Raw genomic sequence first — 23536 nt, 5'->3', positions numbered from 1 at the left:
GATTCCCGGATGCTCGATGCCTTCTCGCAGCTCGCCGGTGGCTTCGCCGTCGCGCTGACACCGCTGAACCTGCTGCTGGCGCTCTGCGGCAGCTTCGCCGGCACCGCCATCGGCGCGCTCCCTGGCCTCGGGCCGCTGAACGCCATCGCCCTGCTGCTGCCGCTGGTCTTCGCGCTGAAGCTGCCGCCCGAGAGCGCGCTGATCCTGCTCGCCGCCGTCTATTACGGTTCGGGCTATGGCGGGCGTATCGCCGCCATCCTGCTCAACATGCCGGGCGAGCCGGCGGCCGTGCTGACCACGCTCGACGGCCACCCGATGGCCAAGGCCGGGCGGGGCAGCGCGGCGCTGGCCATCTCGGGCATCGGCAGCTTCGTCGGCGCGACGCTGTCCGTCGTGCTGATGACCTTCCTCTCCGTGCCCCTCTCGCGCGCCGCCGTCGGCTTCTCGCCGGCCGATTACGTGGCGCTGATCGCCTTCGCGCTCTCGCTGCTCGGCGCCGTCGCCGCCGGCAACGCGGCCAAGACCTGGGCGGCCGCCTCGCTCGGCCTGCTGCTCTCCATGATCGGCATCGACGGCGGCACGGGCATCGAGCGCTTCACCTTCGGCAGCCTGGAATTGCTGGGCGGCATCGACTTCACCGTGCTGGCCATCGGCCTCTTCGCCATCAGCGAGATCCTGCTGCTGCTGGAGAGCCCGGTGACCGCGGCGGCGAGCCATCTCGGCCGGGGGGCGCGGCTCCGCCTCTCCGAGATCCGCCGCTGCGGGCCGACCATGCTGCGCTCCACCGGCATCGGCTTCGTCATCGGCGTGCTGCCCGGCGCCGGTGCCTCGATCGCCGCCGCCCTCTCCTATTCGACCGAGAAGCGGATGCAGGGGCGCGATGGCACCTTCGGCCGTGGCGACATCCGCGGCGTCGCGGCGCCGGAGACGGCCGACAACGCGGCGCAGATCGGCAACATGGTGCCGATGCTGGCCCTCGGCATTCCCGGTTCCGGCACCACCGCCGTGCTGCTCGGCGCGCTGCTGATGTACAACATCACCCCCGGCCCGCTGCTGTTCGAGCAGCGCCCCGAGGTCGCCTGGGGGCTGATCGCCAGCATGTACATCGGCAACGTCATGCTGCTGGTGCTGAACCTGCCGCTGGTCGGGCTTTTCGCCCGGCTGCTGATGGTGCCGGCCTGGGCGCTCTATCCGCTGGTGATCGGCATCTCCTTCGCGGGTGTCTACGTCGTCTCCAACTCGGCCGCGGACCTGCTGCTGGCGGTGGGCTTCGGCGTCGTCGGCTGGCTGTTCCGCAAGCTGGACGTGCCGCTGGTGCCGATCATCCTCGGCTTCGTGCTGGGGCGGCTGCTGGAGGACAATCTGCGCCGCGCCCTCTCGCTCAGCGATGGCGACCCGATGGTGCTGCTGGCCTCCCCCGTCTCCATCGGCCTCTGGGTGATGACGGTGCTCGCCGTGCTCTGGCCGCTGCTGCCGGGGCTGCGGCGCGGGCCGGCGCCCTCGGCCTGAACGCCCGGGACGCGGGGCCGGCCCGCGCCGGGCCTGTCCACCCGCATCTTCGCCGGCGAGCACGCCATGCTCTCCATCGTGACCATCGCGCCGGGCGCCGCGGACGAGATCCACCACCACCCCGAGGAGCAATGAGGGGTCCTGCTGGAGGGGAGCGCCGTGCGCATCCAGGGCGGCGAGGCGATCGCGGTGCGGAAGGGCGACTTCTGGCGCACGCCGGGCGGCGTGCCGCACACCATGCGCGCCGGGCCGGACGGCGCGCGGGTGCTGGACATCTTCAGCCCGCCACGGGCGGAGTACCGCGTGCCCGGAAAGGGCTTCGCCGGGCGTTGAGCCTCCGCCTGAAGCTCGTCCACCGGGCCGAAGAACTCGTAATGCAGCCGCTCCGCCGGGACGCCGGCGCGCATCAGCCTGGCCGACCTGCTGGAGCCGCGCCAGGCCCGGCTGCGCGCGCTGCTCGGGATGGAGGAGGCGGGGCCCGCGGCGCCGCCCCCGCCGGTGCCTCAGAAGATCAGGCTGTAGAACATCCGCACCGCGGTGATCGCCAGGAAGATGGCAAAGGCGCGCTTGAGCATCAGCGGCGGGATGGTGTGCGCCAGATGCACGCCCCAGGGCGTCGCCAGCAGCGAACTCGGCACGATCAGCAGGAAGCCGATCAGGTTGACGTAGCCGAGCGAGAAGGGCGGCAGATCGTGCGCGCCCCAGCCGCCATAGATGAAGCCGACGGTCGCCGGGATGGAGATGATCAGCCCGAAGACCGAGGAGGTGGCGACCGCCGAGCGGATCGGCGTGCCGAACATGGAGAGGATCGGCACGCCCACCGTGCCGCCGCCGATGCCCATCATCGCCGAGACCATGCCGATGAAGCCGCCGATGCCCCAGAGCCCCGGGCCGCGCGGCGTCACGTCGCGGATTTTGTAGTCCACCCCCGTGAAGCCCATGTTGAGCGCGACCAGCAGCGCGATGGTGGCGAAGACCGCCGAGAGCGCGCTGCCATGCAGCCAGATCGCCGCCACGGTGCCGAGCGCGACGCCGATCACCATCGATGGCCAGATCGCCTTCAGCAGTCCGGTGTCGATGGCGCCGCGGGCATAGTGCTTGCGGGCCGAGATGATCGAGGTCGGGATGATGGTGGCGAGGCTGGTGCCGACGGCCAGCTTCATCTGCACCGCTTCGGGGATGCCGAAGAGCGGCAGGATGTTGAACAGCACCGGCACGATGACGATGCCGCCACCGACGCCGAGCAGGCCGGCCAGCGTCCCCGAGATCAGGCCGGTGACGGCCATCGCGACGGCAAGACCCGCGAGCCAGAGCGGGTCAGACATGTGTTCCATGAAGCAGGGCTACCTTGGCGACGGACGGAAGGGCAGGCGGAGACGAAGACCGCGATCGACGCTTCCGGCGATTTCGTCTTCGGCGCTCGCGCGCTAGTGCTTACACCCCACGTCCGGTTCCGTCAGCCCGTGCCCTTCCCCCTTCACGCCCCCCTGCCCTGGTCGGACCTCCTCGTCACCGACCCCTGGTTCTATGCCCTGGCCGTCCCCGCCCTGCTGATCACCGGCATCAGCAAGGGCGGCTTCGCCTCGGGCGGCGGCAATCTCTCCGTCCCCGCCATGGCGCTGCTGATCCCCGCGCCGCAGGCCGCCGCCATCAGCCTGCCGGTGCTCTGCGCCATGGACCTCGCCGGCCTGCGCGCCTGGTGGGGCCGGTGGAGCTGGCGGGAGATGCGCGCCATCATTCCCGGCGGCCTGCTCGGCATCCTGCTCGGCACCCTGGCCTTCGGCGCCATGAGCGACCGGCACGTCAAGCTGATGGTGGGCGTGATCTCGCTCGTCTTCCTGGCGCGCAGCCTCTGGCTGGCGCGGCGCGGCCCGCCGCCGCCCAGCCGGCCGAATGCCTGGAAGGGCGGCTTCTGGTCCACCATCTCCGGCTTCACCAGCACCATCGCCCATGCCGGCGGCCCCCCGCTCGCGGTCTACCTCTATCCGCTGCGCCTGGACCGGGGGACGCTCGCCGCCACCACGGTGGTCTTCTTCGGCGTCATGAACTATGTGAAGCTCGTGCCCTACGCGGCGCTCGGCCAGCTCGGCCTGTCGAATCTGCTGACCAGCCTGGTGCTGCTGCCGCTGGCGCCCGCCGGCATCCGCCTCGGCGTCTGGCTGCATGGCCGGATCAGCGACAGGGCCTTCTACCGGTCGATCCACCTTCTTCTGGCGCTGACCGGCGTGAAGCTGGTCGCGGATGGTCTGGGATTATGAGCGACGCTTCCTCCCCGGGACCTTTCGGGGGACCCTTTCTCGGCGTGCTGGGCGGCATGGGGCCGCTGGCCAGCGCGCAGTTCATGCTCCGCCTCACCCTGCTGACCCCTGCGGAGCGGGACCAGGACCACCTTCCGGCCCTGCTCTGGTCAGACCCCCGCGTGCCTGACCGCACGGCGGCGCGCCTCGGCCAGGGCGAGGATCCCCTCCCCTGGCTGCTGCGCGGCCTGCGCGGCCTGGAGGCGGCGGGCTGCGGCGCCATCGCCATCCCCTGCAACACCGCGCATGGCTGGTACGATGGCCTGGCGGCGGCCACCCGCCTGCCGATCCTGCATATCGTCGACGCGGCGGCGGCCGAACTGGCGCGGCAGGGTATCGACGGCGGGCGCATCGGCATCCTCGGCACGGCCGGGACGCTGGATATGCGCCTCTACCAGTCCCGCCTGGAAGGTCGGGGCTATGACTGCATCGTGCCGGACCCTGCCGAGATGGCGGCGCTGGTCTCCCCCGCCATCGCGCTGGTCAAGGCCAACCGGCCGGCCGAGGCCCATGCGCCGCTGGCCGAGATGGCCTCGCGCCTGCGGGCGCGCGGCGCCGCCGCGGTGGTGCTGGGCTGCACCGAGATCCCGCTGGGCATCCAGGCCGGCCCCACCGACGCGATCGGCCTGCCGCTGATCGACACCATCGACGCCCTGGCCCTGGCGGCCCTGCGCTGGGCGGGGCGCTGAGCCTCAGCCCGCGCCGGTCCCCCCTTCCAGCAGGGCGATGGCGTCCGACGCCCCCATGGCACGCGCCGCATCCATCGCCGTGTTGCCCATCGCGTCCCGCGCGGCGGGATCGGCTCCGTGCTCGAGGAGCAGCCGCATCATGTCGAGGCGGTTGAACATGGCGGCGACCATCAGCGGTGTCCGCCCGTCCGGCCCGCTGCCATCGACCGCCGCGCCATGCCGCAGGAGGTGCCGCACGATCGGCTCGTAGCCCTTGAACACCGCGCCGGTCAGGGGCGACTGGCCCCGGTCGTTCAGCAGGTCCGCATCGGCCCCGTGATGCAACAGGGTCTGCACCACCGCCTCCTGGCCATGGTAGGAGGCCAGCATCAGCAGGCTGTCGCCCTTGTCATTGCACAGATTGGGCGGAAGTCCGGCAGCGAGAACCTCCGTCAGCTCGTGCGCCCTGCCCTCGCGCGCGGCCTGGAAGACCCGCCCCGCGAAGGCGATCGTCTCTGCGTCCGGCTCCTCATTCCGGCCCATCTCTGTCCCTCCTGTTCCGTCCATCATGGTCACATCTCGCGGTCCTGGACTGTAAACGGTAAGGCGGAGGCAAGAGTTCCGTCACGCGGCGCGGCGGCTGGACAATCCGCCTGCCCGGCGCAAGCTGGCCATTCCGGCAATGGAGGAGCAGCGCCTTGAACCCTTGTCCAACCGGCCCGGCCTGGCGGCAGCGCGCCGGCAGCCCCTTCTCCTGCGAGAAGCGCCCCGCCCTAGCCAGCAGGGGCATGGTCGTGACCAACCATCCGGTGGCCTCGGCGGCCGGCGCGGAGATGCTGCTGTCCGGCGGCAACGCCATCGACGCCGCCATCGCCGCCCTGTTCACCCTGACGGTGGTGGAGCCGATGATGGTGGGGCCGCTGGGCGGCGGCCTGGCGCATCTGCGCCTGGCGGACGGGCGCCACCTCGTGCTGGACGGCCTCTCCACCGCGCCCGCCGCCGCGCGGCCGGACCTCTACCGCCCCGTCTCCGACCGGCTGCCGGACTATCAGGAAACCGAGGGCCGGGCGAACGCGGTGGGCATCCTGGCGATGGGCGTGCCCGGGGCACTGGCCGGCTGGTGCCGCGCGCTGGCGGAGCATGGCAGCCTGCCGCTGGCCGAGGTGGTCCGCCCGGCCATCCGGGCCGCCGCCGAGGGCTTTCGTGTCACCGCCTATCTGACGGGCGCCATCGGCGATGCCGCGGCCGACCTGGCGCGCGACCCCGGCCTCGCCGCCACCTTCCTGCCGGATGGCGCCCCGGTGGCCCCCGGAACCCTGCTGCGTCAGCCGGAGCTGGCGGAATCCCTGCGCCTGATCGGCGAGCGGGGGCCGGCGGCCCTGTATGGCGGCGAGCTGGGACGGGCGCTGGTGGCGCACATGGCGGCGGAAGGCGGCCTGATCGGCGCGGGTGATCTCGACACCTATGCGGTGGTCGAGCGCCAGCCGGTCATCGGCCACTACCGCGGCTTTGAGATCCTGGCGCCGCCGCCCCCGTCTTCCTCCGGCGTCCACATGACGCAGATGCTGAACGTGCTGGAGGGCTTCGACCTCGCCGCCTCGGGCTCCGGCAGCACCGAGACCATCCACCTGCTGGCCGAGGCGCTGAAGCTGGCCTTCGCCGACCGTGGCGTCGCGACGGCGGACCCCGCCTTCATCGAGGTGCCGGTGCAGCGGCTGACCAGCAAGGCCTACGCGGCCGAGCGCCGTGCCCTGCTGCGGCGCGACGCGGCGCGGGACTGGTCACCCGGCATCGCCGCCGGCCGGCCGATCGGCGCGGGCGGGCGGGAATCGCCCAATACGACCCATGTCACGGTGGCCGACGCGGCGGGAAACATCGTCGCCACCACGCAGACGATCAACAGCCTGTTCGGCGCCCGCTTCTCCGTCCCCGGCACCGGGCTGATCGCCAACAACTACATGTTCAACTTCGACCCGCACCCCGGCCTGGCGCTCTCCGTGGCGCCGGGCAAGCGGGTCTTCACCTCCATGGCACCGACCATCGTCCGGCGCGAGGGCAGGCCGGTCTTCGCCCTGGGCCTGCCGGGCGGCCTCCGCATCTTCGGCTCCGCCATGCAGGCCGTGATCAACCTCATCGACCACGGGATGGACCTGCAGGACGCCGTGGAGGCGCCGCGCATCTGGACGAACGGGCATACGCTGGAGCTGGAACCAAACGTGGCGGCGGAACTGGACGCACCCCTCGCCGCTCTCGGCCACCGCGTGCAGCGGGTGAAGCACATCGGCGGTGGCATGGGCGCGATCCGCTTCCATGCCGATGGCATGCTGGAGGGTGCCGCCTGCTGGCGCGCCGATGGCACGCCGGTCGGAATCTCGGGCGGTCTGGCCCGGCCCGACGTTCGCTTCGATCCGGATACGGGACGGCGCTGACCCTGGGATCGCCGCGACGGACTGAGGGGGCCTCGCGGCCCCCCCCCGTTTCTCGGCCCAACAGGCCTGTATCAGATCCGCCGGTCGGACGGCGTGGTGCCGGGCACGGTCGGGTCCACGGCGGCGCCGATGCCGCCCGGAGGGCTGACCGCCGGCCGGCCGGTGCCTTCCGGCGGCATGTCCTCCTCGTAGCCACGCCAGCCGCTCTCGCGGTAGCTGGCCTCGCGGCCGGCGATGTCGACCGGGTTGTGGCGATTGAGGATGGCGATGGCTTCCGCCTCCCGCTCCTCCGGCGCGTGCACCGTCACCATGCTGCCGCCTCGGCGGATGCCCTCGGCATAGACCGGCGCCTCGGATTCGCTGACGCCCGCGCCGGTCAGCGCGCCGATGGCGCCGCCGGCCGCCGCGCCGGCACCCGCGCCGGTCAGAGCCGCCACCAGCGCACCGGCCGCGACGATCGGGCCGAGCCCCGGGATCGCCAGCGCACCGAGGCCGGCCGCGAGCCCCGCGCCGCCGCCCACCAGCGTGCCGAGGGTGGCGCCGATACCGGCCCCGGACTTGGTCTCGCCCTCGGTTTCCTGATGGGTGGAGGCAGTACGGGTGGCGGCGGTCGTGTCATCCCGGTGGTCACTGGAGACGATGCCGATATCGTCATGCGAGAATCCGGCCGCCTCGAGGTCCCGCAACGCGGCCTGGGCGTGGTCGCGGGTGTCGTAGAGCCGGGTGATGGTCTTCTGGGCCATGGGAGTCCCCTTTCCTGACGGAGATGCGCGGGCGGCCCCTGCCGCCCCTCGTGCTCAGCGAGCGGGTGCGTTCCCGGTCACCACGTTGCCCTGGAAGTCCAGGCCGACATCGGTTCTCTGGCCGTTGCGCATCGCCCTGCCACGCCAGACGCCCTGGTCATCCTTCCGCAGTTCCTGGACATCCGTGTAGCCAGCGTCCTCGAGGCGGCTGCGGGCCTGGCCTTCGGTGAAGCTGTTGGCGCCCGCCGTTGGCGTGGCGGTCGTGGGCGGGCTGGACCGCTCCTCGCTACGCGGCGCCGCCGTCGTCGCCGGGGGCGTGGTGGCAGCCGGCGGCGCGGCCGTGCCGGGCGTCCCCTGCTGCATGCTCGTGCCGCCGCCGCCCGGCGCGGCGGGCGAGCCCACCGTGCCCTGCGGAGGCTGCGCCTGGGGGGTCTGGGACTGAGGAGAGGTCTGGGCCATGGCCGCCGGAGCGGCCATCAGGCCGGCGACGAGCGCGAGGGCCGTCTTCATGCGCATGTGTGGCTTCCCTGTTGTCCAGGCGGCTCTAAGTCCGCCGTGCCAGGGAATAACCACCGAGAAGGCCAATGTTTTCCGCGCTCGTGCGGAATTCCGCCGGCGCCGGGCCGCGACCGGAGGCGTGGTCCTGGCGATGCCGTGGTGTGGCATCAAAGAATGTGGAGATGAAAAGGCCGCCCGGAGGGCGGCCTGTCAGTCCTGGACGCCGGAAGGCCGCGCCTGGCCGCTCAGGGGCAGTCGCAGCCGTCGGTCGGGCCGGATTCGCCCCGCACTACGTGATGATCGATCCATTCGGAGACCAGCCGACGCGCCTCGCTGACCGAGGATTCGGGGTGGTGGATCCGGTACAGTGCCGTACAGGCCCGGAAGGACGACAGGTCGTCATTTCCGGTTTCCCGCAGCTCCCTGTAAGCCGTCACCACCGCCCGCTCACAGCGGCGGGTGATGTGGCTGAAGTCATTGCCCATCAGCGATCTCCTGCAGTTGCGAGACAATTGAGAATCGCTCGCAACTCATCCCGCCCGTTTTATAGGCTGATCCGCCGGGACCATCAAGGTTCCTCTCGGTCAGCCCGCGGCCGCAACGGCCTCCGCCAGCGCCTTGCCGACATCCGCGGTCGCCGCCTGCCCGCCCATGTCACGGGTGCGCGGGCCGCCCTCGGCCAGCAGCTTCTCGATGGACTCGGTGATGGCGCGCGCCGCTTCCGGCTCGCCCAGATGCTCCAGCATCATGGCGCCGGACCAGATCTGGCCGATGGGATTGCAGATGTGCTTGCCGGCGATGTCGGGTGCCGAGCCATGCACCGGCTCGAACATCGAGGGATGCGCCTTCTCCGGGTTGATGTTGGCGCTGGGCGCGATGCCGATGGAGCCCGCCACCGCCGGGCCGAGATCGGAGAGGATGTCGCCGAACAGGTTGGAGCCGACCACCACGTCGAACCAGTCGGGATGCTGCACGAACTGCGCGCAGAGGATGTCGATGTGGAACTGATCGGTGGTGACGTCCGGATACTGCTTCGCCATCTCGGCGAAGCGTTCGTCCCAGTAGGGCATGGTGAAGGTGATGCCGTTCGACTTGGTGGCGCTGGTCACTTTCCTGCGCGGACGGGTGCGCGCCAGCTCGAAGGCGTATTTCATCACCCGGTCGACGCCCTTGCGGGTGAACACCGCGTCCTGCGTCACGAACTCCCGCTCGGTGCCGGCGAACATCTTCCCGCCCGAGGATGAGTATTCGCCCTCGGTGTTCTCGCGCACCACGTAGAAGTCGATCTCGGCCGGCGTGCGGTTGGCCAGCGGCGTCTTGCAGCCCGGCATCAGCTTGCAGGGACGCAGGCTGATATACTGGTCGAATTCGCGCCGGATCGGGATCAGAAGGCCCCAGAGCGAGATATGGTCCGGCACGCCGGGCCAGCCGACCGCGCCCAGGAACACGCTGTCGCTCTCCCGCAGCCGGTCGATGCCGTCCTCGGGCATCATGCGGCCGGTCTTCTGATAGGTCTCGCAGGACCAGTCGTAGTGATCGAGCTTCAGCTCGAAGCCGAAGCGCCGGGCCGCGGCATCCAGCACCCGCAACCCCTCCGGCACGGTTTCCTTGCCGATGCCATCCCCGGGCACGACAGCGATTCGATAGGAGCGGGACATGGACGATCCTCAGACGGTGGTTGGCGGATGCGCCGGAGGATGGCCGCGGCCCTGCCCCCGGGCAAGCGGCCCCGAGGAAAGACCCCGAGGAGAGACCCCGAGGGAGGCGGGAAGATTGTATCACAGTAGTTGATATGCCATCTATTGGCCCGCCATCCTGGAGGCCGCCATGACGCATTCCCCCGAGCAGCTCCGCCAGGGCTTCGGCAGCCTTCTGGCGCAGATTGCGCGCCAGTGGCGCCGCTGGGCCGACAACCGCCTGCAGCGCTTCGGGCTGACCGAGGCCACCTGGCTGCCGCTGCTGCGCATCGCCCGTGCCGAGGCGCCGATGCGGCAGAAAGACCTCGCGCGCTCCCTCGCGCTGGACGGCTCCTCCGTGGTGCGGCTGGTGGATGCGCTGGAGGCGGCGGGGCTGGTCGAGCGGCGCGGCGAGGAGGGCGACCGCCGCGCCCGCGTGCTGGTGCTGACCGACCAGGGCCGCGCCACGGTCGCCCAGGTGGAGCAGGTGGCGCGGGCGGCGCGGGAGACGGCGCTCGCCGGACTCGACGAGGCGGAACTGGTCATCGCGGACCGCGTGCTGCGCCACATCGGCGCCAGGCTGGCCGCGGAGGCGGCGCCGTGAAGTGGCGGCCCGGCGGATCGCCGGCGCCGCATGAGACCGCCGCCCCCATGGCGGCACCGCGCCAGGCGCCGCTCTGGCTGCTGGCCCTGGTCACGCTCAGCGGCACGCTGGCCATGCACATCTTCATTCCCGCCCTGCCGGCCGCCGCGGCGGAGCTGCGGGCCAGCGACGGCACCATGCGGGCCACGATCAGCCTCTACATCCTCGGCCTGGCGTTCGGCCAACTGGTCTATGGCCCGGTCGCCGACCGCTTCGGCCGCCGCGTCACGCTGCTGGCGGGCCTTCTCCTCTACACCGTCTCCGGGCTGGCCGCCGCCTTCTCCGCCACCGCCACAGGCCTGATCCTGGCGCGGCTGGCCCAGGCGCTCGGGGGTTGCGCCGGGCTGGTGCTGGGCCGCGCCATCGTGCGCGACACCGCCGGGCCGGAGCAGGCCGCGCGCCGCCTCGCCCTGATGAACCTGATGGTGCTGCTGGGCCCCGGCCTGGCGCCGATCCTGGGCGGCGTGCTGGCGACCGCGCTCGGCTGGCGCGCCATCTTCGGCGTGCTCTGCGCCCTCGGCCTCGCCCTGGCCCTGCTGACCTGGCGCATCCTGCCCGAGACCGGCGCCCGTGGCGCGAACACGGACCTGGCCTCGCTCGGCCGCAACTACCGGCGGCTGATCGGCTCGCGCGCCTTCCTGGGGCTCGCCCTGGGCGGGGGCTGCGCCACCACCTCCATGTACGCCTTCACCGCCTCCGCGCCCTTCATCTTCGGCGGCCAGCTGCATCGCCCGCCCGAGGAGGTCGGCGTCTATCTCGCCATCCTGATCGCCGGCGCCTGGGTGGGCAGCGCGATGACCGGGCGCCTCATCGCCCGCCTGCCGATGCAGCGCCTGATGGTGGGCGCCAACCTGCTGAGCCTGGCCGCCGCCGCCCTGCTGCTGGGCGGGGTGCTGCTGGGGCAGCTCTCGGTCCCCCTCGCCGTGGGCAGCATGTTCGTCTTCACCATGGGCGCCGGCGCCGCCTCGCCCCTGGCGCTGACCCAGGCGGTGGGCATCAACCCGGCGGTGGCGGGCTCGGCCGCCGGCCTGTTCGGCTTCGCGCAGATGGCGGTCGGCGCCCTCTGCACCTCGCTGGCCGGGCTGGGCTCCGACCCGGCGCTGACGGCCGCGCTCGTGCTCGTGGGCGCCAGCCTCCTGGCGCAGATCTCCTTCCGGGTGGCGGCGCGGTCCTGAGGCGGCCGCGGCGCCGGAGGCTTCACGCCCAGCCGCGTGCCCGGATCGCCGCCGCCACCCGCCCCGCCTCGTCCAGCCGGGCGCGCGGGAAGAAGGCCACGCCGGGCGAGAGGCGCCGCGCCTGCCCGGAGTCGTAGAGGCTGCGCCAGAGGGCGCGGTGGCGCGGCGCCTCGGTGGTCTCGGCGATGAAGAGCGGCGCGCTCGTGGCCAGGGCCTCGCTCAGCATGGAGACGGAATCGCCGGTCGCCACCACCGCATCGGCCCAGGCCAGCATGCCGGCATAGGGGTTGGCGCCGGCGGCGCCCCAGCCGTGCAGCCGGTGCGGCACCGCCGCCAGAGCCGCCGCCACCGAGCCGGCCGCGGCCGCGCCGCTGCGCCGCGAGGTGGTGGCCAGCACGCTGCCGCCGAAGCCGGCCGCGGCCCGCGCCAGCTCCGCGGCGAGGTCCGGGGCCAGCCCTTCCCCCCGCACCGCGCCGCCCAGCAGCAGGGCCACCCGCGGCGCCGGCAGGCTGGCGAAGCCGGCCCATTCGGCCCGCGCCGCGGCGAGCCGCGACGGGCTGAGGCGGTGGCAGGCGCCGAGGATGGGAAACAGGTTGGGCGCCGGCCGCGGCGCGTCGTGCCGGCCGATCACCAGCAGGTCGAAATCGGCCGCGCCGAAGCCGGGCCGCATGGCATGGACAGTGCGCGCCCCCCGGCGGCGCAGCCAGCGCGCCACCGGCGCCGCCCGGCGCCCGGCCGAGAACACTAGCCCCGGCCAGGGCGGCGCCAGCCCGGCGCGGGCCTCGGCCGACAGCCCGGCCAGGCTCGGCCAGGGCAGCGGCAGCCGGGCCAGGGCGCCCCAGCCCAGCGGCAGGGTGTGGAAGGGCCGCCCGAGCCGCTCGGCCATGCCCAGCGCCTGGGCGGCGGTGCCGGCGCGGGGATCGGCCAGGACCCAGACGCGACTCGCTTCTGTCATGGACGCGCCGCCGGGCGGGCGTTACCAACCGCGGCAAAAGGAGCCCCTGTCATGTCCTCGACCCACCCTTCCGACTGGGACCGCGACGCGGCCCTCACCACCGCCCGCATCCTCCTGGAGATCAAGGCCGTCAACTTCCGGCCCGAGGAGCCCTATACCTTCACCAGCGGCTGGAAGAGCCCGGTCTATATCGACTGCCGCAAGATCATCTCCTTCCCCCGCGCCCGCAACCGCATCGTCGAGCTGGCGGTGGAGAAGATCGGCCGCCACATCGGCTACGAGACGATCGAGGCGGTGACGGGCGGCGAGACCGCCGGCATCCCCTACGCCGCCTGGATCGCCGACCGGATGATGGCGCCGATGTCCTATGTCCGGAAGAAGCCCAAGGGCTTCGGCCGCAACGCCCAGATCGAGGGCGACGTGCCGGAGGGCAAGCAGACCCTGCTGGTCGAGGACCTGACGACGGACGGCGCCAGCAAGATCCGCTTCGCCCAGGCGCTGCGCGACGCCGGCGCCATCTGCGACCACACCTTCGTCGTCTTCTTCTACGGCGTCTTCCCCGGCGGGCAGGAGAAGCTGAAGGAGATCAACCTCAACCTGCTGCATCTCGCCACCTGGTGGGACGTGCTCGAGGTCTGCCGCGAGAGGCCCTACTTCTCCGAGGCGGCGCTGAAGGAGGTGCGGCGGTTCCTGGAGGATCCGGTGGAGTGGAGCCGGGCGCGCGGCGGTGTCGGCAGCCTGGCGGAGGCGGAGGCCTACAAGGCCAAGGCCGGCTGAGGCCGCGGCGGCCCCGGCCCGCGTATCGCAGCCGGGCGCTTGATTGTAGCTCCGGCTACAGGCTCAATGCGCGCCATGCTCCGCCTTTCCGCATGGTCCTCCCGGCGGCGCCGGGCGCACCGCCCGTGACCGACCGGCACGGCGCCCCGCGCAGCCTGACCGAGATCCACCGCAGCGTGGCCGTGCCGCTCGGCGCCGGCTGGCTGCGGCGCCTGCTGGCCTTCATCGGCCCGGGGTACATGGTGGCGGTGGGCTACATGGATCCGGGCAACTGGGCCACCGCCATCGCCGGAGGTTCGGCCTTCGGCTACACGCTGCTCTCGGTCGCCCTGCTGTCCTCGCTGATGGCCATGCTGCTGCAGGCGATCTGCGCCCGCATCGGCATCGCCACGGGGCGCGACCTCGCCCAGCTCTGCCGCGAACGCTTCCCGAAGGCCGTCGCCATCCCGCTCTGGCTGCTGGCGGAGCTGGCGATCTGCGCCACCGACCTGGCCGAGGTGATCGGCACCGCCATCGCCCTGCAGCTGCTCTTCGGCCTGCCGCTGCTGGAGGGCGTGATCCTGACCGTGCTCGACACCTTCCTGATCCTCTGGCTGCAGCACAAGGGGGTGCGCTGGCTGGAGGCCTTCGTCATCGGCCTGATCGCGCTGATCGCCCTCTGCTTCCTGGCGCAGCTGGCGCTGGCCGACCCGGACTGGGGCGCCGTGCTGCGCGGCTACCTGCCCTCCGCCTCGATCGTCGCGGATTCCCGCCAGCTCTACCTGGCCCTCGGCATCCTCGGCGCCACGGTGATGCCGCACAACCTCTACCTGCACACCGCCATCGTGCAGTCGCGCGCCGCCGGCGAGGATCTCGCCGGCAAGCGGGAGGCGATCCGCTTCGCCAGCATCGACAGCAGCGTGGCGCTGACCCTGGCCCTGCTGATCAACTCCGCCATCCTGATCGTCGCCGCCGCCGCCTTCCATGTGCGGGGACAGACCGGGATCGCCGAGATCGGCGAGGCGCATGCCATGCTGGCGCCGCTGCTCGGCGCGGCGGCGCCGGTCTTCTTCGCCGTGGCGCTGCTCTGCTGCGGGCTGAACTCCACCGTCACCGCCACCATCGCCGGCCAGGTGGTGATGGAGGGCTTCCTGCGCATCCGCCTGCCCCCCGCGCTTCGCCGGCTGGTGACGCGCTTGATCGCCGTCGTGCCGGCGGTGCTCGTCACCTGGCATTATGGCGAGCGCGGCACGGCCGAGCTGCTGGTGCTCTCGCAGGTGGTGCTCTCGCTGCAGCTGCCCTTCGCCGCCATCCCGCTGATGCTCTTCGCGGGGGACCGCCGGCGGCTCGGCGCGCTGGTCACACCGGTCTGGCAGCTCGCCCTGGGCTGGGCGGCCACGGCGCTGATCGTGGGGCTGAACCTGCTGCTGCTGCGGGAAGCCTTCGGATAGGCCGGGTTTTGCCCTACCGCGCCGCGGCATGAGCCGGCATCATCCCGGCCCATGCGCCACTGCCTCGCCGCCACCCTCGCCCTGTTCGCCCCCGGCCTGACCCTGGCGGATGCCGCCGCCCAGCCGCGCCGCGACAGCCTGACCATCGGCCTCAGCCAGTATCCGGGCAACTTCCACCCCAACATCGAGAACATGGCGGCCAAGGCCTATCTCCTCGGCTTCGCGCTGCGCCCCATCACCGCCTATGACGCCGACTGGCAGCAGGGCTGCCTCGCCTGCACCCGGCTGCCGAGCCTGGAGAACGGGCAGGCGGTGCTGGAGACGACGCCGGATGGCCGGCCCGGCATCCGCGTCACCTGGGAGCTGCGCGCGCTGAACTGGGGCGACGGCACGCCGGTCACGGCCGAGGACATGCGCTTCGCCTGGGAGGCCGGCCGCGCCTTCGAGACCGGCTTCGGCCCGGCCGAGACCTACCGCTCCGCCTATGAGTTCAGCAGCGACGATCCCCGGCGCTTCACCATCCGCTTCGACAAGGTGACGTTCGACTATGCCGGCCTCGGCCAGTTCCAGCCGCTGCCGGCGCGCATCGAGCGGCCGCGCTGGGAGGCCGACAGGGCCGGCTACCGCACCCGCTCCGCCTACGAGACCGAGACCGCCAATCCGGCGCTCTGGAACGGCCCCTACCGCATCGCCGCAGTGCAGCCCGGCGCCGGGGTGACGCTGGAGCGCAACGCGCACTGGATCGGCCCCGCCCCCGCCTTCGACCGCATCGCCATCCGCACGGTGGAGAACACGGCGGCGCTGGAGGCGCAGCTGCTGGCCGGGCAGATCGACATGGTGGCGGGCGAGCTGGGGCTGCCCCTCGAGCAGGTCGTGGCGCTGGAGCGCCGCGCCGGCGCGCGCTTCCGCTTCGCCTACAATCCGGGCCTCACCTACGAGCATATCGACCTCAACCTGGACAACCCCCTGCTGGCCGACCGGCGGGTACGCCAGGCCCTGCTGCTCGCCGCCGACCGGGCGCAGATCGTGGCGCGCCTCTATGGCGGGCGGCAGGAGGTGGCGGCCGGGGCCGTGCATCCGCGCGATGCCGGCTACGACCCCGACACGCCCGCCTGGCCCTTCGACCCGGCGCGCGCCGCCGCCCTGCTGGAAGAGGCCGGCTGGCGCCCCGGCCCGGACGGCGTCCGCCGCAACGCCGCCGGGGACCGCCTGGCCTTCGAGCTGATGACCACCGCCGGCAACCGCTCGCGCGAGCAGGTGCAGCAGATCCTGGCCGGGATGTGGAAGGCCATCGGCGTCGAGGCGCGGATCCGCAACGAGCCGCCCCGCGTCTTCTTCGGCGAGACGGTGAGCCGGCGCCGCTTCACCGGCGGCGCCCTCTTCGCCTGGGTCAGCAGCCCCGAGAACGTGCCGCGCAGCACCTTCCATTCCGACGAGATCCCGCGCGCCGAGCGCAACTGGTCCGGCCAGAACTACACCGGCTACCGCGACGCCGGGGTGGACGCGCTGATCGAGGCCCTGCCGCTGGAGCTGGACGCGGCGAAGCGCCGCCCGCTCTGGGCGCGGCTGCAGCGCCGCATCGCCACCGACCTGCCCGCCCTGCCGCTCTGGCACCGTTCGGACGCGCATGTCTGGCCGCTCTGGCTCGACGGCGTGCGGCCCACCGGGCACCAGAACTATTCCTCTCTCTGGGTGACGGAATGGCGGGCGCGCTGAGGCTGGCGGCGCTGCGCCTGCCGCAGATCGCCCTGACCCTGCTGCTGCTCTCGCTGGCCGCCTGGTTCGCCATCGGTCTGATGCCGGGCGACCCGGTCTCGCTCTCGCTGATGGCCGATCCCCGCCTGACCGCCGCGGACGTGGCGCGCCTGCGCGCGCTGCACGGCCTGGATCAGCCGCTGACCGAACGCTACCTGGCCTGGGGCGCGAGGCTGCTGCGCGGCGAGTTCGGCTATTCCCGCCTCTTCGCCCAGCCGGCCGTGGCGGTGCTCTGGCCGGCGCTGCTCTCCACCCTGGTGCTGGTCGGCGCCGCCGTGCTGCTGGCGGCGCTGGCCGGCACCGGCCTCGGCGCGCTGGCGGCGCTCTCGCCCCGCTGGCGCCGGCCGGTGGACCTGCTGGCCCTGCTGGCCCAGGCGGTGCCGGGCTTCTGGCTCGGCATCCTGCTGATCATCCTCTTCGCCGTGCAACTCGGATGGCTGCCGGCGGGGGGCCTGCCCGCGGACGGCGAATCGCCGCTGCGCTACCTCATCCTGCCGGTCGCCACCCTGGCCTTCGGCCAGATGGCGGCCTATGTGCGCCATGCCGCCACCGCCCTCTCCGCCGAGTTGCGGCGCCCCTTCATCACCAGCGCGCGGGCGCGCGGCGCCGGCGAGGGGCGCCTCCTCTGGCACCATGCCCTGCCGAACGCCGCCGTGCCCCTGCTCACGCTGCTGGCGCTCGACGCCGGCGCCCTGGTCTCCGGCGCGCTGGTGACGGAGACGCTCTTCGCCCGCCCCGGCATGGGCAAGCTGCTCTATGACGCGGTGATGGGCAATGACTACAACCTGGCCCTGCTGGCGCTGCTGCTGGTGGCGCTCGTGACCATGCTGGCCACCCTCGCCGCCGACCTGGCGCAGCGCTGGATCGATCCGAGGCTCGGCGAATGACACGGCTCCGCGCCGGCCTCGCCCTGCTGAGCCTGCTGGCGCTGGCCGCGCTGGCCGCCCCCTGGGTGGCGGGCTGGCTCGGCCAGGATCCCTTCGCGCCGGACCTCTTCGCCCGCTACGCGCCGCCCTCCCCGGAGCACCCGCTGGGCGCCGACGAGCTGGGGCGCGACCTGCTGGCGCGTCTGTTCCACGGCGCCCGCGTGTCGCTGGCCGTCGGGCTGGCGGCGGCGCTGGCCTCGGCGCTGCTCGGCACGGCGGTCGGGCTGCTCGCCGCCTGGCGCGGCGGCTGGGTGGATGCCGCGCTGATGCGCCTGGCCGACGGGCTGCTGGCGCTGCCCGCGCTGCCGATCCTGGTGCTGCTGGCGGCGATCGACCCCGCCCGGCTTGGCCTGCCGCGCGGCGCGGCGGCGACCGACATGCTGCGCATCACCCTCATCCTGGTGCTGTTCGGCTGGGTGGGGGTGGCGCGGCTGGCGCGGGCCGGGGCGCTCGCCATCCTGGCCAGCGACTATGTGCGCGCCGCCCGGGCGCTGGGCGTGACCGAGGCGCGGCTGCTCTGGCGACATGTGCTGCCGGGCCTGGCCGCGCCGGTCGCCGTCGCCGCGGCGCTGGCCGTCGCCGGCGCCATCCTGGCCGAGAGCGTGCTAAGCTTCCTCGGCCTGGGCATCCAGCCGCCCACCCCCTCCTGGGGCAATATGCTGGCCAACGCACAGGAGGCGGTCTTCGCCGCGCCGCTGGCCGCGCTCTGGCCGGGCCTGGCCATCCTGCTGGCCATTGCCGGATGCTCCCTGGTGGCCGACGGTATCGCCCGCGACAAACACTGAGGGGAAGATGGCCATGCGGGCCTTCGCGGATGTCCAGGCGCTGGTCTTCGACGTCTTCGGCACGGTGGTGGACTGGCGCGGCGGCGTGGCGCGCGAGGCGGCGCCCTTCCTGGCCCGCCACGCCCCCGGCGCCGATCCGGCCGCCTTCGCCGATGCCTGGCGCCGCCGCTACTCGCCGGCCATGGAGGAGGTGCGCTCCGGCCGCCGCCCCTTCACCCGGCTCGACATCCTGCACCGCGAGAACCTCGAGGCCGTGCTGCCGGAATTCCGCATCGATCCGGCGGGCGTGCCGGCGGCCGAGCTGGACGCGCTGAACCTTGCCTGGCACCGGCTCGACCCCTGGCCCGATTCGGTGGCCGGCCTCACCCGGCTGAAGCGGCGCTTCATCATCGCCCCGCTCTCCAACGGCAACATCCGGCTGATGCTGGACATGGCCAGGCGCGCCGGCCTGCCCTGGGACGCCATCCTGGGCGCCGAGGTGGCACAGGCCTACAAGCCCACCCCCGAGGCCTATCTGCGCACCGCCGAGGTGCTGATGCTGCGGCCGGAGCAGGTCTGCCTCGTCGCCGCGCACAATGGCGACCTGGCTGCGGCGCGGGGCTGCGGCCTGCGCACCGCCTTCATCGCCCGCCCGACCGAGCACGGGCCGGACCAGACCACCGACCTCCGCGCCGAGCAGGACTGGGAGGCCGTGGCCGGCGACATGGAGGATCTGGCGCGGCAGCTCGGCCTCTGATCCCGGCCGGGGATCAGGGAACCGTCCCCTCCGGCAGGGTCAGCACATGGTCCAGGATCGCGCCGGCCGTGGTGATCCAGACCTCCTCCCGCCGCGCCACGACGGCCGCGAGCGCCCGGCGCAGCGCCCGCAGCCGGTAGGGCTGGCCGATCAGGTAGGGGTGCAGGGCGATGCCCATCACCTGCGGCCGCCCGTCGCGCACCTGCCGCAGCCGCTCCAGGAAATCCGCCTCGATCATGGCGGCGAACCGCTCGGCCCCGTCCTTGCGGGCGACGATGGACGGGATGTCGTTCACCTCCTGCGGATAGGGGATGGCGAGCAGCCGCCCCTCCCCCCGCGTCCGCAGCCAGATCGGCTGGTCGTCGGCGCACCAGTTCAGCGTGTAGCGATAGCCCGCCTCGGCCAGCAGGTCCGGGGTGAAGGCGCTCTCGGCGATCCAGGGCGAGAGCCAGCCGCGCGGGGCGGCGCCCTCCGCCGCCGCGATGGCGGCGGTGGCCTCGGCGATAAGCTGCGCCTCCGCCGCCTCGTTCATCATGTTCTGCCGCTCGCTGTTGGTCCGCCCATGCCCGGCGATCTCATCGCCTCGCGCCCGGTGGGCCGCGACGAGCTGCGGCGCGTAATCGTACATCGCGCTGTTCAGCAGCACGGTCGCCGGCAGGTCCAGCTCCTCCAGCAACTCCAGCATCCGCCAGGCGCCGACGCGGTTGCCGTAGTCCCGCCAGGCGTAGTTCAGCACGTCGGGCTGCGGACCGCCGCCGCCATTGGCGCCCGGCGCCAGCTCCGCCCCCAGCCCCTGGCCGAAGGCGAAATGCTCCAGGTTCAGGCCGAGATAGACCGCCAGCCGCGTCCCGCCGGGCCAGGCATAGGCCGGCCTGCCGGGCCAGGGGTGGTAGTCGTAGCGGCCATGGCTGGGCAGCATGCGGGGCGGTCTCCTCTCCGGCGCGATGCCCCCGCGGGCAAGCAAGCGGCACGCCAGCCCTCCGCCGGCCCGCGCGCGGTTCCCGCCATCCGGAAAACCCGCTAGAACCCCGCCCATGTCCAAGCCCCTGCCGGCCGAGGCAGAGGCGGCGCGCTCCCTGCTGGCCGCGACTGCCCGTGACGGGCGGGCGCGCCTGTCGCGCCCCATCCTCTTCGGCCTCGCCTCGACCGCCTGCGGCATCGCCCAGGCCTGGCTCATTGCGCGCATTCTCGCCGCCCTGCTGGGATATGGCGGGGCGGGCTGGTCCGAGCTGGCCGCCGCCGCCGCCCTGGCCCTGCTGCAGACCGGCTTCGGCGTGGCGCAGGAGCACGCCCAGGCCGCCGCCGGGGCCGCCGCCCGCGCCGAGCTGCGTCGCCGCGCCTTCGCCCGGCTGCTGGAGCTGGGCCCGGCCGACGAGCGCCCGGCGGGCGAGCGCGCCGCCCTGGTGGTGGACCGCATCGAGGCGCTGGACGGCTACTTCGCCCGCTGGCTGCCCGCCGCCATCCTGGCCGCGCTGGCCCCGCTCGCCATCGCCTGCGCCGTGGCGGCGGAGGACCCGCTGAGCGGCGTCATCCTCTTCGCCGCCGGGCTGCTGGTGCCGGTCGGCATGGCGCTCACCGGCATCGGCGCGGCGCTCGCCAGCCGGCGTCAGTTCGACGCGCTCCAGGCGCTCTCGGGCCGCTTCCTCGACCGCATGCGCGGCCTGCCGCAGATCGTGCTGTTCCGCCGCCAGGAGGCCGAGGCGGCGGCGCTCGGGGAGGCGGCGCAGGACCTGCGCCGGCGCACCATGCGGGTGCTGCGTGTCGCCTTCCTCTCCGGCCTGTCGCTCGAGGTGATCGCCGCGGCGGTGCTCGGCTGCCTCGCCTGGCGGCACGGCAACCTGCTGATCGGCGGCCATCCCGACCCGACGGCGGCGCTGTTCTGCCTGCTGATGGTGCCGGGCTTCTTCGCCCCGCTGCGGGCCTTCTCGGCCGCCTATCACGAGCGCATGGCCGCCCAGGGGGCGGCCGCCGCGCTTGCCCCACTGCTGGCCGCCCAGCCCGAGGAGCCCGGCCTGGTCCTGGCCGAGATCCCGCCCAGCGTGGTGCTCACCTTCGAGCAGGTCGGGCTGACCTACGACCCGGCGCGCGGCCCGGCGCTGACCGACCTCTCCTTCCGCGTCCTGCCGAACGAGGCGCTGGTGCTGGCCGGCCCCTCCGGCTCCGGCAAGTCGTCGGTGTTGCGGCTGCTGATGGGCTTCCGCCGCCCGGACACCGGGCGGATCGCGCTGAACGGCCGCGACGCCACGGCGCTGCGTCCGGCCGAGTTGCGCCGCCTCTCGGCCTATGTCGGGCAGCGCGCGCATCTGTTCCGCGACACCATCCGCGGCAATATCGCCCTGGCCCGGCCGGAGGCGACGGAGGCCGAGGTCGAGGCCGCCGCCCGCGCGGCCCGCGTCACCGATTTCACCGACACCCTGCCACGGGGCCTGGACACGCCGGTGGGCGAAGGCGGCTTCGGCCTCTCGGGCGGACAGGCGCAGCGGGTGGCCATCGCCCGCGCCTTCCTGCGCGACGCGCCGCTGATCCTGCTGGACGAGCCCACCGCGCATCTCGATCCCGGCACCGAGGCCGAGGTCCTGGAGAGTCTGCGCCGCCTCTGCGCCGGGCGCACCGCCATCATCGCCACCCATTCCCCGGCGCTGCGGGCGCGCTTCAGCCGGGTGCTGGAGCTGGAGGGCGGGCGCGCCCTCCTGCCGCGGATGGCCGGCGAATGAGGCCCGGACCCACCCCGCCGGGCCCGCGGCCCATGCGCGAGGACCTGCTGCGCGTCCTCGGCCTCTGGCGCGTCCGGCGCGGCTGGCTGCTGGCCGGTGGGGCGATGGCCGCCCTGGCGGCCCTGGCCGGCGTGGCGCTGCTGGCGCTGGCCGGGCGCGGCGTCTCCGAGGGCCTCAGGACCGGGGTGCTGGCCGGCGCCGCCGTGGGCTCCCTGCTGCTGCTGCGGCCGCTGATCCTGCTGCGCCCCCTGGCCCGCTACCTGGAGCGGCTGGTGACGCATGCCGCCACCTTCCGCGCCCTGGCCGATACCCGGATCTGGTTCTTCCGTCGGCTGGCGGAGCGGCTGCCCGGCGGCCTCGGCCTGCGCGGTGCCGGCGACCTCCTGGGCCGGCTGGTCAGTGACGTCGAGGCGCTGGACGGCCTCTATCTCCGCGCCCTGGTGCCCGGCGCGGCGGCGATCGCCGTGGTCCTGGCCATCGCCATCCTGCTCGGCGCCATGGCGCCCGCCCTGGCGCTGGTCGTCGCCCTGCCGCTGGCGCTGGCCCTGCTGCTGCCGCCCCTGCTGGCGCCCGGCGCCGCCCGCGCCGCCACCCGCGCGGCGGCGGCGCAGGGCGAGCTCCGCTCCGCCACGGTGGACCCGCTGCTGGGCCTGGAGGATGTGCTGGCCGCCAATGCCGAGCCGCGCGCCGCCGCCCGGCTGGAGGCGGCCGGGGCCGAGCTGGCGCGGCGGCAGGCGCGGCTGACGCGGCGCTCCGCCTGGGGCGCGGCGGCCGGCAGCCTGCTCGGCCAGGCGGCGCTGCTGGGGGCTATGGGCTATGGGCTGGCCGGTGGCCCGGGTGCCGTCGGCGCCGCCGTGCTCGGCCTGTTCCTGGCGCTGGCCGCGGCCGAGCCGCTGGGCGCCCTGCCCCGTGCCGGGGCCGCGCTCGCCGCTGCCGGCGCCGGCGCGCGCCGCCTCTTCGAGGCCGCCGATGTCGAACCGCCGCTGCGCGACCCCGCCACCCCCGCCCCCCCGCCGAAGGGCTTCGCGCTGCGGGTCGAGGACGTGCGCTTCGCCTGGGCGGAGGACCGCGCGCCCGTTTTCGAGGACCTGAGCTTCGAACTGCCCGAAGGCGGCCGGCTGGCCCTGCTCGGCCCCTCGGGTGCCGGGAAATCGACCCTGGCGCAGTTGCTCCTGAAGCTCGCGGCGCCGCAGGCGGGGCGGCTGATGCTGGGCGGCGTCGACCTCGCCACGCTCAGCGCCGATGCCGTGCGGGCCCGCATCACCTGCCTCACCCAGGACGCGCGGCTGTTCGACGACAGCATCGCCGCCAACCTGCGCCTCGCCGCGCCAGAGGCGGACGAGGCCGCGCTCTGGTCGGCGCTGGAGCGGGCGGGGGCCGCCGATGTGGTGCGCGCCCTGCCGGACGGCCTCGCCACCCGCTGCGGCGAGGGGGGCCTGCGGTTCTCCGGTGGACAGGCGCGGCGCATCGCCCTGGCCCGCGTCCTGCTCTCCCCCGCCTCGATCCTCATCCTGGACGAGGCCGCCGCCGGGCTCGATCCCGCCGCCGAGCGCGCCTTCCTGGAGACGCTGGAGAGTGCCACGGGCGGCCGCACCGTGATCCTGATCGCGCATCGCCTTCTGGGCGTGGAAAGGCCGACGCGCATCCTCCGCCTGGCCGGGGGGCGGGCCGTTCCGGCCATGGGATGAGGCCCCGCCGGCTCATTTAAGCTCCTGACTTCGCATTCCGAGACGTACCCCGGGGTTTGTACGCTTTTGTAAGTCACAAAAGGGTGCGCCGGGTCTCCTTCTCTGCCTTCGCGCTTGGCCAGGTCCAGGGGC

At 73.5% G+C, this 23536-nt stretch carries 23 protein-coding genes; 15 read left to right on the top strand and 8 right to left on the bottom strand.

All coding sequences use genetic code 11. From position 1 onward, the window contains the following. Nucleotides 1-9 precede the first annotated feature (9 nt). Nucleotides 10-1509, top strand: a complete 1500-nt coding sequence (locus D9598_RS00700) for a tripartite tricarboxylate transporter permease (protein ID WP_198364480.1) — start codon at nucleotides 10-12, stop codon at nucleotides 1507-1509. 141 nt (nucleotides 1510-1650) lie between these two features. Then, nucleotides 1651-1842: a cupin domain-containing protein gene (locus D9598_RS00695; RefSeq protein ID WP_370591923.1), complete on the top strand. Its 192-nt coding sequence runs from the start codon at nucleotides 1651-1653 to the stop codon at nucleotides 1840-1842. Between the two features lie 170 nt (nucleotides 1843-2012). On the opposite strand, the gene D9598_RS00690 is transcribed toward D9598_RS00695, so the two are convergent. Further along, nucleotides 2013-2843: a sulfite exporter TauE/SafE family protein gene (locus D9598_RS00690; RefSeq protein WP_198364478.1), complete on the bottom strand. Its 831-nt coding sequence runs from the start codon at nucleotides 2841-2843 to the stop codon at nucleotides 2013-2015. 129 nt (nucleotides 2844-2972) lie between these two features. On the opposite strand from D9598_RS00690, the gene D9598_RS00685 reads away from it, so the two are divergent. Next, nucleotides 2973-3767, top strand: a complete 795-nt coding sequence (locus D9598_RS00685) for a sulfite exporter TauE/SafE family protein (RefSeq protein WP_370591904.1) — start codon at nucleotides 2973-2975, stop codon at nucleotides 3765-3767. After that, a complete protein-coding gene (locus tag D9598_RS00680) occupies nucleotides 3764-4495 on the top strand; it encodes an aspartate/glutamate racemase family protein (protein ID WP_198364477.1) in 732 nt (243 codons plus the stop codon). Before D9598_RS00685 ends, D9598_RS00680 begins: the two co-directional genes overlap by 4 nt. A 3-nt stretch (nucleotides 4496-4498) precedes the next feature. On the opposite strand, the gene D9598_RS00675 is transcribed toward D9598_RS00680, so the two are convergent. After that, a complete protein-coding gene (locus D9598_RS00675; protein WP_198364476.1) occupies nucleotides 4499-5017 on the bottom strand; it encodes an ankyrin repeat domain-containing protein in 519 nt (172 codons plus the stop codon). A gap of 155 nt (nucleotides 5018-5172) precedes the next feature. Between D9598_RS00675 and ggt the strand changes: the two genes are divergently transcribed. Beyond that, nucleotides 5173-6903, top strand: a complete 1731-nt coding sequence (gene ggt, locus D9598_RS00670; protein WP_370591903.1) for a gamma-glutamyltransferase — start codon at nucleotides 5173-5175, stop codon at nucleotides 6901-6903. Between the two features lie 71 nt (nucleotides 6904-6974). Here the strand turns inward: ggt and D9598_RS00665 are convergent, their stop codons facing one another. From D9598_RS00665 to D9598_RS00650, 4 genes are all read right to left on the bottom strand, one after another. Continuing rightward, a complete protein-coding gene (locus D9598_RS00665; protein WP_198364475.1) occupies nucleotides 6975-7646 on the bottom strand; it encodes a general stress protein in 672 nt (223 codons plus the stop codon). A 54-nt stretch (nucleotides 7647-7700) separates the two neighbouring features. After that, complete coding sequence (locus D9598_RS00660) at nucleotides 7701-8162, bottom strand: PepSY domain-containing protein (RefSeq protein ID WP_198364474.1); 462 nt, start codon at nucleotides 8160-8162, stop codon at nucleotides 7701-7703. 227 nt (nucleotides 8163-8389) lie between these two features. Next, the gene (locus tag D9598_RS00655; RefSeq protein ID WP_198364473.1) at nucleotides 8390-8629 is read right to left on the bottom strand and encodes a hypothetical protein; all 240 of its coding nucleotides are present in this window, start codon (nucleotides 8627-8629) and stop codon (nucleotides 8390-8392) included. Nucleotides 8630-8728: 99 nt separating this feature from the next. Then, nucleotides 8729-9802, bottom strand: a complete 1074-nt coding sequence (locus tag D9598_RS00650; protein ID WP_198364472.1) for a tartrate dehydrogenase — start codon at nucleotides 9800-9802, stop codon at nucleotides 8729-8731. A gap of 169 nt (nucleotides 9803-9971) precedes the next feature. On the opposite strand from D9598_RS00650, the gene D9598_RS00645 reads away from it, so the two are divergent. Further along, a complete protein-coding gene (locus tag D9598_RS00645) occupies nucleotides 9972-10424 on the top strand; it encodes a MarR family winged helix-turn-helix transcriptional regulator (protein ID WP_198364471.1) in 453 nt (150 codons plus the stop codon). A gap of 47 nt (nucleotides 10425-10471) precedes the next feature. Beyond that, nucleotides 10472-11638 carry a Bcr/CflA family efflux MFS transporter gene (locus tag D9598_RS00640; RefSeq protein WP_198364470.1) on the top strand — a complete coding sequence of 389 codons (1167 nt, stop codon included), beginning with the start codon at nucleotides 10472-10474 and terminating at the stop codon, nucleotides 11636-11638. A 22-nt stretch (nucleotides 11639-11660) separates the two neighbouring features. Here D9598_RS00640 and D9598_RS00635 read toward each other — a convergent pair whose 3' ends face one another. Further along, nucleotides 11661-12593, bottom strand: coding sequence for a mitochondrial fission ELM1 family protein (locus D9598_RS00635; RefSeq protein ID WP_198364469.1), 933 nt, complete (start codon nucleotides 12591-12593; stop codon nucleotides 11661-11663). Between the two features lie 51 nt (nucleotides 12594-12644). Here D9598_RS00635 and D9598_RS00630 point away from each other — a divergent pair, with 51 nt between their 5' ends. From D9598_RS00630 to D9598_RS00605, 6 genes are all read left to right on the top strand, one after another. Further along, entirely contained in the window at nucleotides 12645-13370 is a 726-nt protein-coding gene (locus D9598_RS00630; protein ID WP_198364468.1) for an orotate phosphoribosyltransferase, read from the top strand. 92 nt (nucleotides 13371-13462) lie between these two features. Continuing rightward, a complete protein-coding gene (locus D9598_RS00625) occupies nucleotides 13463-14800 on the top strand; it encodes an Nramp family divalent metal transporter (protein ID WP_198364467.1) in 1338 nt (445 codons plus the stop codon). Between the two features lie 51 nt (nucleotides 14801-14851). Then, nucleotides 14852-16516 carry a peptide ABC transporter substrate-binding protein gene (locus D9598_RS00620; protein ID WP_198364466.1) on the top strand — a complete coding sequence of 555 codons (1665 nt, stop codon included), beginning with the start codon at nucleotides 14852-14854 and terminating at the stop codon, nucleotides 16514-16516. After that, nucleotides 16501-17442, top strand: a complete 942-nt coding sequence (locus tag D9598_RS00615) for an ABC transporter permease (protein WP_198364465.1) — start codon at nucleotides 16501-16503, stop codon at nucleotides 17440-17442. The genes D9598_RS00620 and D9598_RS00615 overlap by 16 nt, the downstream gene beginning before the upstream one ends. Beyond that, nucleotides 17439-18266: an ABC transporter permease gene (locus D9598_RS00610; protein ID WP_198364464.1), complete on the top strand. Its 828-nt coding sequence runs from the start codon at nucleotides 17439-17441 to the stop codon at nucleotides 18264-18266. Before D9598_RS00615 ends, D9598_RS00610 begins: the two co-directional genes overlap by 4 nt. 13 nt (nucleotides 18267-18279) lie before the next feature. Further along, nucleotides 18280-19002 (top strand): haloacid dehalogenase type II, encoded by a 723-nt coding sequence (locus D9598_RS00605; protein WP_198364463.1) that lies wholly within the window; start codon nucleotides 18280-18282, stop codon nucleotides 19000-19002. A 13-nt stretch (nucleotides 19003-19015) separates the two neighbouring features. On the opposite strand, the gene D9598_RS00600 is transcribed toward D9598_RS00605, so the two are convergent. Beyond that, the gene (locus D9598_RS00600) at nucleotides 19016-19921 is read right to left on the bottom strand and encodes a polysaccharide deacetylase family protein (RefSeq protein ID WP_198364462.1); all 906 of its coding nucleotides are present in this window, start codon (nucleotides 19919-19921) and stop codon (nucleotides 19016-19018) included. A 115-nt stretch (nucleotides 19922-20036) separates the two neighbouring features. Between D9598_RS00600 and cydD the strand changes: the two genes are divergently transcribed. Together cydD and cydC are read left to right on the top strand one after the other, a co-directional pair. Then, on the top strand, nucleotides 20037-21716 hold the full coding sequence (gene cydD / locus D9598_RS00595) for a thiol reductant ABC exporter subunit CydD (RefSeq protein WP_198364461.1): 1680 nt from the start codon (nucleotides 20037-20039) through the stop codon (nucleotides 21714-21716). Nucleotides 21717-21748: 32 nt separating this feature from the next. Beyond that, a complete protein-coding gene (cydC, locus tag D9598_RS00590) occupies nucleotides 21749-23404 on the top strand; it encodes a thiol reductant ABC exporter subunit CydC (RefSeq protein WP_198364981.1) in 1656 nt (551 codons plus the stop codon). Nucleotides 23405-23536: the final 132 nt, after the last annotated feature.

Source organism: Roseomonas sp. KE0001 (assembly GCF_016107285.1).
GTDB lineage: Bacteria > Pseudomonadota > Alphaproteobacteria > Acetobacterales > Acetobacteraceae > Pseudoroseomonas.
Note: the sequence above shows the minus strand (reverse complement) of the source record. Positions and strands in the feature narration are given on the sequence as shown.

Excerpts from the sequence above, each read along its gene's own strand:
- D9598_RS00690 (WP_198364478.1), bottom strand. The coding sequence starts at position 2,843 with ATGGAACACATGTCTGACCCGCTCTGGCTCGCGGGTCTTGCCGTCGCG.
- cydC (WP_198364981.1), top strand. The coding sequence starts at position 21,749 with ATGCGCGAGGACCTGCTGCGCGTCCTCGGCCTCTGGCGCGTCCGGCGC.
- D9598_RS00635 (WP_198364469.1), bottom strand. The coding sequence starts at position 12,593 with ATGACAGAAGCGAGTCGCGTCTGGGTCCTGGCCGATCCCCGCGCCGGC.
- cydD (WP_198364461.1), top strand. The coding sequence starts at position 20,037 with ATGTCCAAGCCCCTGCCGGCCGAGGCAGAGGCGGCGCGCTCCCTGCTG.
- D9598_RS00600 (WP_198364462.1), bottom strand. The coding sequence starts at position 19,921 with ATGCTGCCCAGCCATGGCCGCTACGACTACCACCCCTGGCCCGGCAGG.
- D9598_RS00675 (WP_198364476.1), bottom strand. The coding sequence starts at position 5,017 with ATGGGCCGGAATGAGGAGCCGGACGCAGAGACGATCGCCTTCGCGGGG.
- D9598_RS00620 (WP_198364466.1), top strand. The coding sequence starts at position 14,852 with ATGCGCCACTGCCTCGCCGCCACCCTCGCCCTGTTCGCCCCCGGCCTG.
- D9598_RS00700 (WP_198364480.1), top strand. The coding sequence starts at position 10 with ATGCTCGATGCCTTCTCGCAGCTCGCCGGTGGCTTCGCCGTCGCGCTG.
- D9598_RS00650 (WP_198364472.1), bottom strand. The coding sequence starts at position 9,802 with ATGTCCCGCTCCTATCGAATCGCTGTCGTGCCCGGGGATGGCATCGGC.
- D9598_RS00610 (WP_198364464.1), top strand. The coding sequence starts at position 17,439 with ATGACACGGCTCCGCGCCGGCCTCGCCCTGCTGAGCCTGCTGGCGCTG.
- D9598_RS00680 (WP_198364477.1), top strand. The coding sequence starts at position 3,764 with ATGAGCGACGCTTCCTCCCCGGGACCTTTCGGGGGACCCTTTCTCGGC.
- D9598_RS00605 (WP_198364463.1), top strand. The coding sequence starts at position 18,280 with ATGCGGGCCTTCGCGGATGTCCAGGCGCTGGTCTTCGACGTCTTCGGC.
- D9598_RS00625 (WP_198364467.1), top strand. The coding sequence starts at position 13,463 with ATGGTCCTCCCGGCGGCGCCGGGCGCACCGCCCGTGACCGACCGGCAC.
- D9598_RS00665 (WP_198364475.1), bottom strand. The coding sequence starts at position 7,646 with ATGGCCCAGAAGACCATCACCCGGCTCTACGACACCCGCGACCACGCC.
- D9598_RS00640 (WP_198364470.1), top strand. The coding sequence starts at position 10,472 with ATGGCGGCACCGCGCCAGGCGCCGCTCTGGCTGCTGGCCCTGGTCACG.
- D9598_RS00645 (WP_198364471.1), top strand. The coding sequence starts at position 9,972 with ATGACGCATTCCCCCGAGCAGCTCCGCCAGGGCTTCGGCAGCCTTCTG.
- D9598_RS00660 (WP_198364474.1), bottom strand. The coding sequence starts at position 8,162 with ATGCGCATGAAGACGGCCCTCGCGCTCGTCGCCGGCCTGATGGCCGCT.
- D9598_RS00615 (WP_198364465.1), top strand. The coding sequence starts at position 16,501 with ATGGCGGGCGCGCTGAGGCTGGCGGCGCTGCGCCTGCCGCAGATCGCC.
- D9598_RS00655 (WP_198364473.1), bottom strand. The coding sequence starts at position 8,629 with ATGGGCAATGACTTCAGCCACATCACCCGCCGCTGTGAGCGGGCGGTG.
- D9598_RS00630 (WP_198364468.1), top strand. The coding sequence starts at position 12,645 with ATGTCCTCGACCCACCCTTCCGACTGGGACCGCGACGCGGCCCTCACC.